The sequence below is a fragment of the Streptomyces sp. NPDC101191 genome, from assembly GCF_044767915.1.
GTDB lineage: Bacteria > Actinomycetota > Actinomycetes > Streptomycetales > Streptomycetaceae > Streptomyces.
Genome location: NZ_JBIWOU010000017.1, coordinates 1 through 14,818 on the forward strand (window position 1 = coordinate 1; position 14,818 = coordinate 14,818).

Annotated in this window: 12 protein-coding genes; 4 read left to right on the top strand and 8 right to left on the bottom strand. The window is 71.1% G+C overall.

The window, feature by feature from the left end; all coding sequences use genetic code 11:
- On the top strand, nucleotides 1–95 hold a 95-nt coding region (locus tag ACIRQF_RS37735), incomplete at its 5' end, for an acyl-CoA dehydrogenase family protein (RefSeq protein WP_132919430.1).
- A gap of 67 nt (nucleotides 96–162) precedes the next feature.
- Here the strand turns inward: ACIRQF_RS37735 and ACIRQF_RS37740 are convergent.
- From ACIRQF_RS37740 to ACIRQF_RS37750, 3 genes are read right to left on the bottom strand one after another with little or no spacing between them, the layout of a single operon-like run.
- Complete coding sequence (locus tag ACIRQF_RS37740; RefSeq protein WP_404099516.1) at nucleotides 163–687, bottom strand: hypothetical protein; 525 nt, start codon at nucleotides 685–687, stop codon at nucleotides 163–165.
- Between the two features lie 4 nt (nucleotides 688–691).
- Complete coding sequence (locus tag ACIRQF_RS37745) at nucleotides 692–2,503, bottom strand: alpha/beta hydrolase (protein WP_404099518.1); 1,812 nt, start codon at nucleotides 2,501–2,503, stop codon at nucleotides 692–694.
- Nucleotides 2,504–2,511: 8 nt separating this feature from the next.
- A complete protein-coding gene (locus tag ACIRQF_RS37750) occupies nucleotides 2,512–2,961 on the bottom strand; it encodes a hypothetical protein (RefSeq protein WP_376638649.1) in 450 nt (149 codons plus the stop codon).
- 214 nt (nucleotides 2,962–3,175) lie between these two features.
- Between ACIRQF_RS37750 and ACIRQF_RS37755 the strand changes: the two genes are divergently transcribed.
- Nucleotides 3,176–4,717, top strand: coding sequence for a hypothetical protein (locus ACIRQF_RS37755; protein ID WP_404099522.1), 1,542 nt, complete (start codon nucleotides 3,176–3,178; stop codon nucleotides 4,715–4,717).
- A gap of 27 nt (nucleotides 4,718–4,744) precedes the next feature.
- Here ACIRQF_RS37755 and ACIRQF_RS37760 read toward each other — a convergent pair whose 3' ends face one another.
- A complete protein-coding gene (locus ACIRQF_RS37760; protein WP_404099525.1) occupies nucleotides 4,745–6,019 on the bottom strand; it encodes an LCP family protein in 1,275 nt (424 codons plus the stop codon).
- Between the two features lie 131 nt (nucleotides 6,020–6,150).
- Here ACIRQF_RS37760 and ACIRQF_RS37765 point away from each other — a divergent pair, with 131 nt between their 5' ends.
- Nucleotides 6,151–6,684 carry an acyl-CoA thioesterase gene (locus tag ACIRQF_RS37765; RefSeq protein ID WP_404099528.1) on the top strand — a complete coding sequence of 178 codons (534 nt, stop codon included), beginning with the start codon at nucleotides 6,151–6,153 and terminating at the stop codon, nucleotides 6,682–6,684.
- A gap of 39 nt (nucleotides 6,685–6,723) precedes the next feature.
- On the opposite strand, the gene ACIRQF_RS37770 is transcribed toward ACIRQF_RS37765, so the two are convergent.
- Nucleotides 6,724–8,097, bottom strand: a complete 1,374-nt coding sequence (locus ACIRQF_RS37770) for an LCP family protein (RefSeq protein WP_404099531.1) — start codon at nucleotides 8,095–8,097, stop codon at nucleotides 6,724–6,726.
- A gap of 221 nt (nucleotides 8,098–8,318) precedes the next feature.
- On the opposite strand from ACIRQF_RS37770, the gene ACIRQF_RS37775 reads away from it, so the two are divergent.
- Nucleotides 8,319–9,347 carry a glycosyltransferase family 2 protein gene (locus ACIRQF_RS37775; protein ID WP_376638654.1) on the top strand — a complete coding sequence of 343 codons (1,029 nt, stop codon included), beginning with the start codon at nucleotides 8,319–8,321 and terminating at the stop codon, nucleotides 9,345–9,347.
- Between the two features lie 94 nt (nucleotides 9,348–9,441).
- Here the strand turns inward: ACIRQF_RS37775 and ACIRQF_RS37780 are convergent, their stop codons facing one another.
- The 3 genes from ACIRQF_RS37780 to ACIRQF_RS37790 form a co-directional block, all read right to left on the bottom strand.
- Nucleotides 9,442–11,172, bottom strand: a complete 1,731-nt coding sequence (locus ACIRQF_RS37780) for an LCP family protein (protein WP_404099534.1) — start codon at nucleotides 11,170–11,172, stop codon at nucleotides 9,442–9,444.
- Between the two features lie 65 nt (nucleotides 11,173–11,237).
- A complete protein-coding gene (locus ACIRQF_RS37785; RefSeq protein ID WP_389759857.1) occupies nucleotides 11,238–13,016 on the bottom strand; it encodes an LCP family protein in 1,779 nt (592 codons plus the stop codon).
- Nucleotides 13,017–13,245: 229 nt separating this feature from the next.
- A complete protein-coding gene (locus ACIRQF_RS37790) occupies nucleotides 13,246–14,391 on the bottom strand; it encodes an LCP family protein (protein ID WP_404099538.1) in 1,146 nt (381 codons plus the stop codon).
- Nucleotides 14,392–14,818: the final 427 nt, after the last annotated feature.

Genomic DNA, 14,818 nt, shown 5'->3' on the forward strand with positions numbered 1-14,818 from the left:
CCGTCGAGCGCATGATGCGCGACGCCAAGATCACCCAGATCTACGAGGGCACCAACCAGGTCCAGCGCATCGTCATGGCCCGCAACCTCCCGTAATCCCCCCACGGGAACGGACGGCCCCCGGCAGCGATGCCGGGGGCCGTCCGCGTCCGTTCGGCCGGGCCTACTGGACCTTCTCGCCGTCCGGCACCTGGTAGCAGCCGGAGACCACCATCATGTTCAGCTGGGGCGGGTTCTCCTTGGCCCAGTGGGTGATCTTGACACTGTGCTTCTTGGCGTCGTTGTCCGCCGTGATCCTGAGGTTTTTGTTCTTGCTGGTGTCAGGTCCGAAGTCGACGACCTTCCAGCCGTGCTTGGGCAGCTCCTCCTTGAGCCGCTCCATCACGCCGTCGAGCCGGCCGGAGGCCGGGGTGAAGGTCCAGGAGTGGAAGGTCGTGAAAAACTTCTCCGGGTCCTTGCCGGCGCATTCCAGGACACCGGGACCGGGCTCGGTCGCCTTCCCCTTGAGGCCGATCAGGTCGAAGAGCTCGCTGGAGACCTTCTCCGTCGCGTCCGTCGCCTGTGACGTGGTGGAGATGCCCGCGAACGGCGGGCTGTCGGAGTCCTTGGCATCGGTCATGGCACATCCAGAGAGGCTGGTGAGGACGAGGGAAACGAGGAGCGCGGCTGCGCCCACCTTGATCTTCATCTGGCTAACGCACCCCTGGCGTTCGGTTCGGCGGCGGCTTCAGTTCCACGTCGTCGGGTTTGCCCACGACGACAAGAGCCTGGTTCTCCAGGCTCTTGGAGCCCCCGTTCCAGTAGTCACTATGGCCTGATCCGTCCGTGGCCATCTGGTTGGCGCCGAAGGTCGGGTCGCTGGGGATCTGGAACGGACCGTCCCAGTCGGTCCCGCCGTGGCCGAACCGGCCGATGTCCGGGACCGGGTCCCCGTCAGCCTCCTCGTTCCAGACGTGCCCCTTGGGGACGTCCAGCTGCTCCGCCTTGGGCACCTGTACGCCGGGGCTGCCGGCGAGGATCACGTCGTCCGCGTTCAGATGTCCCTGGCGGGCGGCGGAGCCGATGAGCGTCGTGCCGTACGAGTGGCCGATCGCGGTCCGGTGCGGGTCCGTGTCGACCGCACGCGAGGCGTCGAGGCCGTCGAGGAAGCGGTTGTACGCAGGGGCGCCGTCATTGGCGTAGTGGCTGAACGGCGAGTCCTTGACGATGTCCTGCGGGGCGTCGTACCCGAGCCAGGTGATCGTGGAGACCGAGCCGTTGTCCTTACCGGCGGCCATGCTCCAGAGCCGCTCCATCCGCTTGATGTCGCCGTCGATGCCGCCCAGGTTCGACGTCGTTCCCGGTACGTAGACCGCCTGGTGGTCGGCCGTGTCGGGATTGCCGTTCGCGACGATCGCCCGGCCGTTCTTCTCCGGGTTGAAGCCCAGCAGGTAAGCCTCCGGCAGGCCCTTGAGGCCCGTCCTGTCGAAGCGGTCCTGGATCGCGTTCATGCCGTTCAGGGACTTGTTGAGCTGCTCGTACCGGTCCCCGTACTTCTTGTGCCACTCCATCCACTCGTCGGTGTGCACCTTCGATGGGTACATGCCGGCGGTGATCCACGTCCACTCGTTGGCGGGCGGCTTCGGCATGGCGTCCAGCTCCATCTGGTACGCGCCGTGCTTCTCGGCCAGGACGACCCGGTTCGCCTCGTCGCGCACCGTGGACGGCAGCCCGTCGAGGGCGCCCACGGCCTCGGGCCTGAGGGACTGCCAGGCCTCCTGCTGCTCCGGGGTGAGCCCCTTCCACCAGTTCGCGTTGTCCTTCGGACTGCCGTCCTTGGGCGGCTGCGGCAGCGAGTTCAGGTAGCTGCTGCCCGCGTCCTTCACCCCGCCCATGTCCGACTGCGCGTCGGCCCAGTCCCGGTCGGTGACCTTCAGGTCGTCGTCGGCCTTCAGCGCGCGCAGCTTCGGCGCCCACTTGGCGTCGGCCTCCGTCGCCTCCTTCAGCGCGTCGGCGATCCGGTTCGCGAACCCGATGGCCTTGCCGTAGTTCGGGTTCGGGTGGATGTTGATGGCCTGGCGCTCCAGGGCGTTCGCCGTGGGGTCGTCCATCCCGGCGCTGCCGGTCACCGTGCCGCCGTCCTCGACCTTCTCCGCGCCGGGCTTCGAGCCGGGCGGGAAGCCGACCGAGCCGTTCGGGTGCACGGTGCAGTTGGCGGCCTGGGCGTCGGCGATCGCCGCGTCCAGCTTGCGCTTGGCCGCCCCCAGGTCGAACGCGAAGGCGTTCAGCGCGGTGCTGACGAGACCGCACTCGGTCTGCGCGTAGTGGAAGTTCTTCGACAGCTCCTTGAGCTCGCCGAGCGCGGCCGTGGCCGCCTTGCCCTCCAGCTGCGCGCGGATGCCCGAGGAGATCTGGTTGTCGATCGTGTCCTTGGCCGCGCTCGCCGCCTCGCCGACGCTCCGGTAGCCGTCGGCGGCCTCCTCGTACTCGGCCTGCTTGAAGGCCTTCAGGGTCTCCAGATCCATGGCCCCGGTCACTTCTCCTTCGCCTGGCCGCCGACGGCCTCGGTGTCCGCGTACTTCGCCGCGAGGGTGCCGAGGTCCGCGACGAGGGACTCGTCGGGCTTCGTCAGGTCATGACCGGACGTCTGCAGCAGCCCGCCCAAAGCGTCACAGCGGCTCTTGACGTCGCCGACGTACTTCTTCCAGGAGTCGTACAGCTCCTTCTGCGCCGCCGCGCTCTGGATCCCCTTGTCGTCGCCGAGGCCCGCCTGACCGGAGTCGAGCGCCGTCAGCGCCTTGCCGATGCCCTCCTTCAGGCCCGAGACGCCCTCACCGGCCTTCACCCAGGCCCGTTTGTCCGTCTTCAGGTCCTCGGAGGCACCCCCGCCGCCCGGTTCGGGCGCCAGCTGGTTCAGCCGCATCGAGGTGGACTGGCGCTCTGCCACCTCGGTCTTGAGTTGCTCCCATTCGTCCCACGGCATCCGTGAAACCTCCCCGTGTCCCCGTCCCCGGGCGCCCCGGGGCCGAGACGCCATCCTCCCCGGCAACCACAGCCGAAATCAAACGTCCTGCGAACGCGCGGACGGATCGCTACCGCAAAAGTCCACGGCTGTACGGTGTGTCACGGGCCGTCGGCCCGGGCGTTCCGGGACGGTCGCACCCGTACCCGCCCAACCCGCAGTAAGGCCACCACCGATGACCGGCGAGCCCGCCACGCTCCGCGCCCCGGCGCGCCCGTTCGACCCGCTCGCCCCGGGCCGGCTCCTCACCGCGCTGCGCGGGGCGGCCCTGCTGCTCACCGCGGGCGCGGTGCTGATGTGCGTGCGGCTGCCGTGGATCGGCGACATGGGGGTGCACGCCGCCACGGTCGAACGCCTGCGGCACGACCTGTTCCACCCGGGCAACCCGATGGTCGACTCGCCCACGGACAGCCCCTATTACTCGCCGTGGACCGTCTGTCTGGCGCTGTTCGCGAAGGCGACCGGACTCGACACCTTCGACGTGCTGCGCTGCGCCGCCGTCGTCGGCCTGGTCGTGCTGGTGACCGGTGTACGGCGGTTCGTCCGCACTCTCGGCGCCCACCCGGCGGCGCCGCTGCTCGCCGTGCTCTGCCTGCTGCTCCTGTGGGGCGTGCGCCCGTTCATATGGAGCGGCTTCCTCGGTCTGACGTCGCTGTCGGCGAACGCCTCGTACCCGAGCACCTTCGCCACCGGCCTGGGCTTCCACCTGCTCGCCCTGCTGACCCGGGTCCTGCGCCGGCCCGGCGGGGCGGGCGTCGTCCCGTACGCCGGACTGGGCCTGCTGTGGGCGGTCCTGATGCTCAGTCACCAGTTCACGGGCGTCGTCTTCACCTTCGGCATCGTCGGCGTCCTCGTCGCGGCACCCGGCCGGCCCACCCGGGCCGGCGTGCTGCGGCTCGCCACCGCGCTCGCGGTGGGCCTCACGGTCCTCGCCGTATGGCCGTACTACTCCTTCTTCGCGCTGCTCGGCACGGGCGGCCTGGAGGAGATCCACCAGCCGCTCTACCGGCACGCCGCGACGCGGTTCACCCTCGTCCCGCTCGGACTGCTCGCCCTCGCCGTACGGTTCCGGCGCGACCGCCGCGACCCGCTCGTGGTCTGGTTCCTGCTCGGCCTGCTCACGGTCGGCGCCGGCGCGGTCCTCGACAAGTGGTCCCTGGGCCGGACCGAGCCCGCGATCGTCATGCCCGCGCAACTCGCCGCCGCGCTCTGCGTCCTGGACCGCGGCGCCCGCCGGCTGCGCGGCGCCTTCGCCGCCGTCCTGACCGCCGCCCTCGCGGTGGGGCTCTGGGCGCAGCGGGACGCCCTGACCTTCGTCCTGCGGGGCGACGCGCTGCCGAAGGCGGTCACCGGCGACGCGTGGAAGGTGTGGCAGCCGGTGGGGTGGGCGATGCGCGACGCCGCGTACGGCGACGTCTTCATGACCGGCGACCGGCGGGCCGCCTGCACGCTGCCCGCCTACGGCGGCTACACCGTCGCGGCCGGCTACCCGGACTTCTTCCTGCCCGACGAGAAGCAGCGGGCCGCCGACACCACGCGCTACTTCGCCCCGGGCACCCCGCGCGCGGAACGGCTCGCGGTGCTGCGCAGGTACCACGTGAAGTGGGTGCTCCAGCGGCCCTCGCGGGGCGGGCTCCCGGCCGGGGACCCGGCCCTGCGCGAGGTGCGGAAGGGGCCGGACGGCCGGGTGCTCTACGAGGTGCTCGCCCGGGGGTGACCGCCGGCGGGTGCCGGCGGACGTCCGTCAGCGGTCCGAGGTGACGGTGACCGGCTGGTCGGTGCGGATCTGCTCGACCAGCTGCTTCACCTTGGGCATGTCCCACTTCAGGGAGCCCTGCGGTGCCGTGCCGTTGATCGGCATGTTCATCGACTTGCCGTCGCCGCCGCTGATGCCCTTCATCGCGAAGAACATCTTCCCGAGGTCGTAGAGCGACATGTCCTTGTCCACGATGAGCGTGTCCAGGCCCGCGCCCAGGGTCGGGTACAGCTTGAAGGGGTTGAGGATCGTGCCCGGGGTCGCCGCCTGGTTGGCCAGGGCGGACAGGAACTTCTGCTGGTTCTTGGTCCGCGCCAGGTCCGACTCGGCGAAGGCGTAGCGGGTCCGCACGAAGGCCAGGGCCTGCTCGCCGTTGAGGGTCTGGGTGCCGGGCTGGAAGTTCGCCCCGGAGTTCTTGTCCTTGAAGCCCTTCTCGATGTTCATCTCGACACCGCCGAGGGCGTCGACGATGTTGGCGAAGCCGGCGAAGCCGATCTCCGCGTAGTGGTCGATGCGCAGGCCGGTGTTGTACTCGACCGTGCGGACCAGCAGCTCGGGGCCGTCCATCGCGTAGGCGGCGTTCAGCTTGGAGCCGCCGCGGGCCTCGTACTTCCTGCCGGACTCCGATCCCACGAAGGACGGGATCGTCACCCAGGAGTCACGCGGCAGGGAGACCATCGTGTTCCCGCTGGAGCAGGCCGCGAGGATCATCATCGAGTCGGTCCGCTTGCCCTCGGCGGAGCCGGTGTGCAGCTTCTTCTTCTCCTCGGCCGTCATGCCCTCGCGGCTGTCGGAGCCCACGATCAGGTAGGTGGTGCAGTCGCCCTCGGACGGGCGCTCGATCACCTTGCCGAGGTCGACCTCGTTGCGCATCTGCGAGCTGGCCCAGGCGTACGTGCCGACGCCCCAGCCGACCACGGCGACGGCCAGGACGATCGAACCGATCTTGATGCGGCGCCGCCAGTCGGGCGCGGGCCGCCCGCCGCCCGCCGAGCGGGGGTCGTACTGCGGGGGAATGGTGCCGTGGCCCCCGCCCTGCGGGCCGCCGTAGACCTGGCCACTGCTGTAGCCGGAGTCGTAGCCGCTGCCCTGGGCCTGCGTGAAGCTCGGGTTGTAGCCCTGGTCGTAGCCCTGGCCCTGCCCCTGGCCGTACTGCTGCTGCCGCTGGTGCTGCTGCTGCGGCTGCTGCGGCGGGACCTGGGGGCGCTGCACGTGGCGCATCCGGCGGGGTCCCTCGGGCTGGGCGTCGGGCCAGTCATTCATGCGGACCAGTGTGCCGTCCGGCCCGCCGACGCCGACAGGGCGGGTGGGGAATCGGGTCGGCGCTGTTGCCAAGCTGATGCAAAGCGGACCGCACGCGGACCGCCGGTCAGGCCGGGCATAAGGTAGAGGCCATGACAGATCAGGGCGACATCCCGGGCAAGCCCACCTCGGCGTCCCGCACCACGCTGAGCCACATCATGACCAGCCACGACACCAACCTCCTGGGCACGGTGCACGGCGGCGTGATCATGAAGCTGGTGGACGACGCCGCGGGCGCGGTCGCGGGCCGGCACTCGGGCGGTCCCGCCGTCACCGCCTCCATGGACGAGATGGTGTTCCTGGAGCCGGTGCGGGTCGGCGACCTGCTGCACGTGAAGGCCCAGGTCAACTGGACCGGCCGGTCCTCCATGGAGGTCGGCGTCCGGGTCATGGCCGAGCGCTGGAACGAGTCCACGCCCGCCACCCAGGTCGGCTCCGCCTACCTCGTCTTCGCGGCCGTCGACGCCGACGGCAAGCCCCGCCCGGTCCCGCCGGTCATGCCGGAGACGGAGCGGGACAAGCGCCGCTACCAGGAAGCCCAGATCCGCCGCACCCACCGCCTGGCCCGCCGCCGCGCGATCCGGGAGCTCCGCGAACGCCGCGCGGCCGAGGGCTACGAGGAGTAGGCCGACGAGCGCCCCCGGGGCCCCGACCGCCGGACGGCGCTAAGGGCACACCACCTGGTCCCCCCGCACGGCCTCGAACTGACCCGACTGCCGCTCCCGCTCCCGCACCGGCGTGATGCCCTTGTAGTCGGATCCCACCGTCACCCGCAGGGTTCCGCCCTGGCCCGGTACGGGCTTGAGCTCGGCGCCCGGCAGGGCCGCCGCCAGGGACTTCGCCGAGCGGTCCCAGCGCGGGTCGTAGGAGACGACGGTGTGCGGGGCCTCCTGCCCGGTCCCGGTCCGCGGCGCGCGCGTCGTGTCGAAGCCCACACCGCGCAGCGCCGCGTCGACCCGGCCGCCCAGCCCGTCCGTGCGGGTCCCGTTGTAGACCTGGACCCGGATCGTCTTCGGCGCGACGTCCACGTCGACCGGCCGCGGACCCTTCGGTGCGGCCGGGCGGGCGGGGGAGAGGGGGCGGTCCTCGCGCAGCGACTGGAACAGCTTCTGCGCCTTCGCCGCGTCCCACTTCACCGTCGACCCGATGCCCTTCACGCGGAAGCTCATGTCGCCGAGCGGCACGGACACGAACTCCGACGAGGCCGGTCCGAAGCCCTGCATGGCCTTCGCGAGCGACAGCATCTGCTCCGTACCGAAGCCCTGGTCCGCCCGCACCGAGCCCAGCATGGTCGTCGCCACCTCCCGGAACCGCACCGGGTTGAGCAGCACCCCACCGCTGGTGACCCGGTCGATCAGCGCCGCCAGGAACTTCTGCTGGCGCTGCATGCGCCCGATGTCGGCGGCCCCGTCGACATGACGGGCGCGCACGTACTGCAGCGCCTGCCCGCCGTCGAGCTCGTGCGGTCCGGCCGCCAGGTCGAGCCCGGTGTAGGAGTCCTTCAGCGGCTTGGTGGTGCAGATCTCCACTCCGCCGACCGCGTCCACGGTCTTCATGAAGCTGGTGAAGTCGACCTCCAGATAGTGGTCGATCTTCACCCCGGTCATCGACTCGACCGTGCGTACGGTGAGCCCCGGGCCGCCCTCCGCGTACGCCGCGTTCAGCTTCACCGGGTGCGCGTGGTGCCTGCGGCCGGTGGTGAGGTCAGTGTGCTCCGGCATCTCGGCGTACGAGTCGCGGGGCAGCGACACCACACTCGCCCGTTCCCGGTCCGCGGAGATGTGGACGAGCATCACGGTGTCCGTGCAGTGGCAGGGCGCGCCGCCGAGCCGGTACGTGCGCCGCTCCTCCTCGGTGATCCTGTCGCGGCCGTCGGTGCCGACGAGCAGGACGTTCATCCCGTGCCCGGCCTGCGGGCGGTTCTTCATGTCCTTGAAGGGGTCGATCCGGTTGATGCCGGTGTCCAGGCTCGTCACGACCGCGTGCCCGATCCCCCCGGCGGCGAGCACGCCCACCGAGAGCGCCGTCGCCATCCGCATGCCCCACCGCGACCGTCTGTGGCGCCGCCGCCTGCGGACCGGCGCGCGCCGGGCGGCGGGCCGGGGCGGACGGGGCGGTCGGGGCGGTGTGGGCACCGGGGGACACCTCCGCGGGTGCGACAGGGGGACCGTGAGCACCGTAGGCCCATACGACGATCGCAATGCCCACCGCCGCGGACGGCGCGCGACCGTGTCCCCCATTCGCGGTAACGTGGCACGCGATGAACGCCAAGCCCCCCGTCTCCGTGATCATGCCGGTCCTCAACGAGGAGCGGCATCTGCGCAACGCGGTCCGTCACATCCTCGAGCAGGAGTACGCCGGCGAGATGGAGGTGGTGATCGCGCTCGGCCCGTCCACGGACCGTACCGACGAGATCGCCGCCGAGCTCGTCCGCGAGGACCCCCGCGTCCACACTGTGCCGAACCCCACCGGCCGCACCCCCGCCGCCCTCAACGCGGCGATCAAGGCCTCGCGCCACCCGATCGTGGTGCGCTGCGACGGCCACGGCATGCTGTCGCCCAACTACATCGACACCGCCGTCCGCCTCCTGGAGGAGACGGGCGCGCAGAACGTCGGCGGCATCATGCACGCCGAGGGCGAGAACGCCTGGGAGGACGCGGTCGCGGCCGCCATGACCTCGAAGATCGGCGTCGGCAACGCGGCCTTCCACACCGGCGGCACGGCCGGCCCCGCCGAGACCGTCTACCTGGGCGTGTTCCGGCGTGAGGCGCTGGAGCGGCAGGGCGGCTACAACGTGGAGTTCATCCGCGCCCAGGACTGGGAGCTGAACTTCCGCATCCGCGAGGCGGGCGGCCTGATCTGGTTCTCGCCGGACCTGCGCGTCCAGTACCGCCCCCGGCCCTCGGTCCGGGCGCTCGCGAAGCAGTACAAGGACTACGGCAAGTGGCGGCACGTGGTGGCCCGGTACCACGCCGGCTCCATCAACCTGCGCTACCTCGCCCCGCCGGCCGCCGTCTGCGCGATCGCCGCGGGCGTCGTGGTGGGCGCGTTCCTCACCCCGCTGGGCTTCGTGGTGCCGGCCGGCTACCTGGCCGCGATCGCCGCCGGCTCCGTCCCGGCCGGCAAGGGCCTGTCCCTGAAGGCCCGGCTGCAGATCCCGGTGGCCCTGGCGACGATGCACATGTCCTGGGGCTTCGGCTTCCTCACCAGTCCCCGCTCGCTGGCCCGGAAGGTCATCGCGAGCAAGCGCCCGGCGGTGACGGCCGGCGGGACGGCCGAGACCGTCTGAGCGCGGACGCACCGACAGAACGCCGACGGCCGGGCCCCCAGGGGCCCGGCCGTCGGCGTCGTGCGGACCGTCGTCCGCGGGTCACGCGTGCGGGTCAGCTCTTCCCGTCCCACCGGTAGACCGAGTAGACGTCCATGCAGGTCGTCTTGTCGTCGGCGCCCTCGGGCAGGTCACCGGCCGCCACCTGCGGCTTCTTGTAGGTGGAACCCTCGCGCCAGTCCGCGCCGACCACCAGCAGGAGTCCCTCCGCCTTGGCGTCCGAGCGGACCGCGGCGTCGGGCAGTCCGAAGGCGTGCGCCACGGACAGGGCGTTCGCCTTGCCCTGGTCGCCGGCGTCCTTCGGGTAGAACACCACGCTGTCCTTGCGGGGCTGGGCGTCGCGCGAGGACTCGGCCTGCGTGAAGCCCTTGCCGCGCAGCTTCTCGGCGATCGTGCCGGCCCGGCCCTCGGTGGGCGCCTCGCCGTCGCCGGCCGTCCCGTTGACGACCGTGACCTTGAAGTCCCCGGGCGCCTCAGCGGTCGCCGCCGGCTTCGTGGAAGCGGTCGGCTTCCTGCCCCCGGCGGGGTCGCCGTTCTTGTCGAGGGCCACGTCGTCGCGGAGCATCGACCACATCTTGTCGGCGGCCGACGGGACCAGCTGGAGCCACGCGTCGGGATTGCCCGGGTAGGGGACCGTCGGGACGGTGGCCGTCGTGAGGCGGTCCAGCTTCACGTTCTTGAGCTGCATGGACAGGTCGAAGAGCTTCTTCACCGACTTGATCTCGTCCGAGACCTGGAGCGCCGTGGTGGCGGTCTCCGCGAGACCCATGAGCCGGCCGGTGTCCGTCCAGGCGTTCTGCGCCTGGAGCTGCTTCATCATGCCGTTCATGTACATGTGCTGGGCCTTGGCGCGGTTCTGGTCGCTGCCGAACGCGTGCCGCGTACGCAGCCACTGGAGCGCCTGCTCGCCCTTGACCTCGTGGGTGCCCTGGGGCAGCTTCAGCCCCGAGCCGCCCTTCTGCCGGGCGGTCGACTTGTCCCACACCCCGGTCTTCACGCAGACCGGGACGCCGCCGACCTCGTCGGCCATCGACACCACGCCGGCGAAGTCGACCATCATCCAGTGGTCGATGTAGACCCCGGTCAGCTTCTCCCAGGTGGTGAGGGTGCAGCCCGGTCCACCGCGGCTCAGCGTCTCGTTGATGGGACGCGTCGTCGTCGCGGGGTAGGTCGTCTGGCCGTCCTGGCACTTCGGGATCGGGACGACGGTGTCGCGCGGGATCGAGGTGATCGAGGCGTTCTTCCGGTCCGCCGAGACGTGGAACAGCATCTGCACGTCGGCGAGCGGCTTGCGGTCCCGCTCGTTCTTGCCGCCGCCCAGGGCGACGTTCTTGTCGTCGGCACGGCTGTCGGAACCGATGAGAAGGATGTTCAGCGGCGTGTCGCCCAGCGCGTTCGGCTCGGCCTTCTTCACGCCGCTGTCGCCGCCCGCGCGGCTGCCGCCGCGGAGGTTGCCGTTGAGGTGCTCGTAGTACAGGTATCCGGCGCCGGCCGTGCCGAGTATCAGCAGCGACAGGGTGATGGCCACCCAGCGCAGTATCCGGCGTTTGCCGGCCTTCTTGGCGCGCCGGCGCGGGGCGCCGCCCCGTCGGCGGCTCTGCCGGCCCCCGCCGTCACCGCCGTCACCGGAGCCGCCGCCCGCACGGCGCGCCCGCGGCACGGTGCCGCCCGCGCGCTCGCCCGTACCGACGGAGCCGCTCTCGCCCTCCTCCTCGTAGAGAGTCTCGTCCCAGCCCAAGTCGCGGGCGCGCGGGGCGCGTTCTCGCGCCCCCTCCCCCCTACGCACGCTGCTCTGTCCCACCCCAGGTCTCCCGTCGATTCAGGTGCGGCGCAAGGCCCGGTCGGTCCGGGTCACTTGGCGCACACCTGTTTGTCTGCCGTCTGCGCACCGGCCGGCGCCTTCGCCGGTCCGGTGAGGGGCACCCCCGCGCCCTTGAAGTCCGCGCCGAGGACGAGCGTCATGGGCTCGCGCTCCCCGGCGTCCTGCGTGCCCGGCTTGAGAGCCGAGGCGGGCAGGCCCATCAGGTCCGCGAGCTTGCGGGCCTGGTCGGCCTGGTTCGGTGCGTACGTGAGCGTGGTCCTCGCCGCCTTCTCGGGGGCGTTGCTCTTGTTGCTGGACCGCGTCACGCCGTGTTCGTTCTGGAGCCAGTCGATCGTCTTCTGCGCCGCGCCGGTCATGCCGCTGCCGTTGTAGACGTCGACACGGACCTCGTGGGCGGTGGACCGCGCCCCCTGCAGGAGCTTCGCCTGGGCCTGCGCCTGGGCGTTCTTGGCGTCCTGCTCCTTCTTCTTCACCTCGGTGAGCGAGGTGTCGGACTGCATCATCGAGAAGAGCCGCGGCGCTTCCGTCGGGTCCGGCACGACCGTGATCGGGCGGGGCTCGGCCGGGTTGTCGATGACCGGCAGCGTGGTGAAGGTGATGTTCTTCGGGTCGATCTGCGCCAGCTCGCCCGCGAGGGACTTGAGCTTGGTGATGCTCCCTATGCCCGTGTCGACGGTGAGCGCCTTGGTGGCCGCGTCGGCGAGGTCGTACAGCTTGGTCGGGGACGTGAGCGTGTCGTCCGACTTCATCTGGCGGATCATCGAGCTGAGGAACTGCTGCTGGACCTTGATGCGGTCCAGGTCGCTCTCGTTGCCGAAACTGTGCCGGGTGCGGACGAAGGCGAGGGCCTGCTCGCCCTGGATCGTCGACTCGCCCTTGGGCAGCTTGAGGTGCGACTTCGGGTCGTCGACCGGCTTGGCCAGGCAGACCTTCACGCCGCCCACGGCCGTCGTCATCTCCTTGACGGCGTTGAAGTCGGCCATCATGAAGTGGTCGACCGTCAGGCCGGTGAGCTCCTTGACCGTGCGCATGGTGCAGCCGGGGTCGCGGTCGGACTGGCCGAGGCTCACGTTGAAGCGGGTGGCCGTCTGGCCGGGGATCGTCTTGACCTTGCCGCCGGGCAGCTTGGTCTCGCACTCGGGGATGTCGATGACCAGGTCACGCGGGATCGACATCGCCGTGGCGTTGGTCCGGTCCTTGGCGACGTGGAAGAGGATCGTGGTGTCGGCGTGGCCGGGACTGTTCTTGTCGCCGTAGCCGCCGTTGCCCTCGCCCGTCCGCTTGTCGGTGCCGATGAGCAGGATGTTGAAGGCGGCGTCCTTCTTGAAGCCGCCGGTGCTCCCGCCGGCCACGTCGATGGTGTTGATGTTGTTGTTGAAGTGCTCGTAGAGCGCGTACGCGCCGGCGGCGCCGCCCACGAGCACGAACGCCATCGTGCCGCCGGTCCACATCAGGACCTTCTTCTTGCGGGACTTCTTCTCCGGCCTGCGCTTGCGACGACCCGCGGAGCCCGGCCGCTCGTCCGGCTCGGCCGCGCGCCGGCGGCGCTGCCCGGGCACGGGCGGTGCGGTCTCGGTGGCGCGGTCGCGCCCCCCGTACTCGGCCGGTGCCTGGCCCGACCTGGTTCTCTGGCCGGGAGGCGGGGTGGCACTACGGGTGGTGCGGGGGCGCGGGTGGGACGGTGCGGCCTGCGGCGACTGCTCAGCGGAGCGGTCCAGTCGCAGTTCGTAATGGCCGGTCTGCGGGTTGAGCACCCACTGGTCGGCGGGGTCGATCTCGTCCGCCCGTCCACGGCTGTGCGCGTCCACGGTTCCTTGAATCCTCCGTCGGTGCCACGCGAGGCGCCTCCCCCTCGGGCGCTCGGTCGGTCGATCCGTTGCGTGCGAGACCACGTGGTCGGGTGCACCGGATCGCGTCACACTATCCGCCCAGTTCAGCGTGGGGCGACGTCCGTGACAAATTCCACGCCCCTTACAACTGGGCAATTTGCCCAAACCTCATCCAGTGCCGCCCCCACCTTGGCCCCTCCTTTACTCATCAGCAGCTTGCGGTCGCCGCGTTGCGTCCCGCGAACGACGGCGTCGCGGAGGCGCTCGGACCGTCCCCCGCCGCCTCGGGCTCCCCGCTGCCGCCGGGGCGGATGACCACCGGCTCGTCGGCGCGCAGCCGGGCGAAGAGCTGGTCCGCCGCGGGCTGCACCAGTTCGTCCCGGTTCGCGTTGTACGAGTACGGGCGCCGCGGCACCGTCAGGAACTGCACCTTCTCGGTCGGCACGGCCCGCATCGAGCGCGCCAGGTCGTACAGGTCGCGCAGCGAGTCGAGCCCCGGATCGGTCGTGATCGACTTCGTGGCCGCGTCCAGGACCGGGTAGAGCTTGGTCGGGTTGAGCAGCACGCCGTCGCTCTGCACCTTGTTGACCAGGGCACCGAGAAACTGCTGCTGCCGGTCCATCCGCTCCGTGTCGCTGCCGTTGCCGAGCGACTTCCGGGCCCGTACGAAGCCGAGCGCCTGCTCGCCGTGCAGCACCTGGCGTCCCGCGGGCAGCTTCAGATGGGCGTCGGCGTCGTCGATCGGTTCCTTGAGGCAGATCTCCACCCCGTCCACGGCATCGACCATCTTCTTGAAGCCCCCGAAGTCGATCACCATGTGGTGGTCGATCCGGATGCCCGTCAGCTTCTCCAGGGTGCGGATCGTGCACGCCGTACCGCCGAACTCGAAGGCCCAGTTGAACTGGGCGAACTGTTCCCTGGTGCGCGTCCTGTCCGGCTTCGTGCAGCTGGGGATCCGCACCATCAGGTCGCGCGGGATGGAGACCGCGGTCGCGCCGGACCCGCCGGCGGAGATGTGCAGCAGGATCGTGGTGTCGGATCGCTGGGTCCCCCCGTCCTTCCCGTACTTGCGGTTCCCGGCGCCCGCACGTGTGTCGGAGCCGATGAGGAGGATGTTCCGGGCCGCGTTGGCGGCCGGCGACGGACGCTCCTTCTCGTACCTGGTCAGTTCGTCCGCGGCCGTCGTGTCCGTGGTGATGTTGGAGTCCAGCTTGCGGTAGAGCCACCAGCCGGTCCCCGCCGCGGCGAGCACCAGGGCCGCCGCGGCGAGCGCCGTCCAGCGCAGCCAGTGCCGCTTGCGGGCGCCCTTGCCATCGGCGTCGGGCTCCGCGGGCGTGTCTGCGTTGTCCGTCACGGCTGGATCCGTCCGTCCTCGATGGCGTCTGCGGGACACCGGCGGCCGTCGTCTCGGTGTAGTAGACGGTCGATTCCGGCGCTTGGTTCTGCGGAAGGCCTCGGTCCCCCCGGCCGATCATGTACCGGAGTCGCCCTGCGGAGCCGGGTTACGCGGCGCGTCGATGGGCCGTACGGGTGGGAGCGACCACGAGGACCCCGGTCCCGGCCACCCGGGGGGACGGCGACGGCGGGGAGGCGTCCGGTGCCTCCGCACAGGACGGACGGCCGGCGACGGCGGGGAGGGGCCCGGAGCAGCACGGCCGGCGACGGCGGGGAGGGGCCCGGAGCAGCACGGCCGACGACGGCGCGGAAGGTCCCGGAGCAGGGCGGCCAACGATGGCGGGAAGGGCCCGAGGCCGGACGGCCGACGACGGCGGGAAGGGGTC

What these genes read in the sequence shown, in the direction of transcription:
- ACIRQF_RS37740 (WP_404099516.1), bottom strand. Translation starts at nt 687, where the DNA reads ATGAAGATCAAGGTGGGCGCAGCCGCGCTCCTCGTTTCCCTCGTCCTC.
- ACIRQF_RS37745 (WP_404099518.1), bottom strand. Translation starts at nt 2,503, where the DNA reads ATGGATCTGGAGACCCTGAAGGCCTTCAAGCAGGCCGAGTACGAGGAG.
- ACIRQF_RS37750 (WP_376638649.1), bottom strand. Translation starts at nt 2,961, where the DNA reads ATGCCGTGGGACGAATGGGAGCAACTCAAGACCGAGGTGGCAGAGCGC.
- ACIRQF_RS37755 (WP_404099522.1), top strand. Translation starts at nt 3,176, where the DNA reads ATGACCGGCGAGCCCGCCACGCTCCGCGCCCCGGCGCGCCCGTTCGAC.
- ACIRQF_RS37760 (WP_404099525.1), bottom strand. Translation starts at nt 6,019, where the DNA reads ATGAATGACTGGCCCGACGCCCAGCCCGAGGGACCCCGCCGGATGCGC.
- ACIRQF_RS37765 (WP_404099528.1), top strand. Translation starts at nt 6,151, where the DNA reads ATGACAGATCAGGGCGACATCCCGGGCAAGCCCACCTCGGCGTCCCGC.
- ACIRQF_RS37770 (WP_404099531.1), bottom strand. Translation starts at nt 8,097, where the DNA reads ATGCGGATGGCGACGGCGCTCTCGGTGGGCGTGCTCGCCGCCGGGGGG.
- ACIRQF_RS37775 (WP_376638654.1), top strand. Translation starts at nt 8,319, where the DNA reads ATGAACGCCAAGCCCCCCGTCTCCGTGATCATGCCGGTCCTCAACGAG.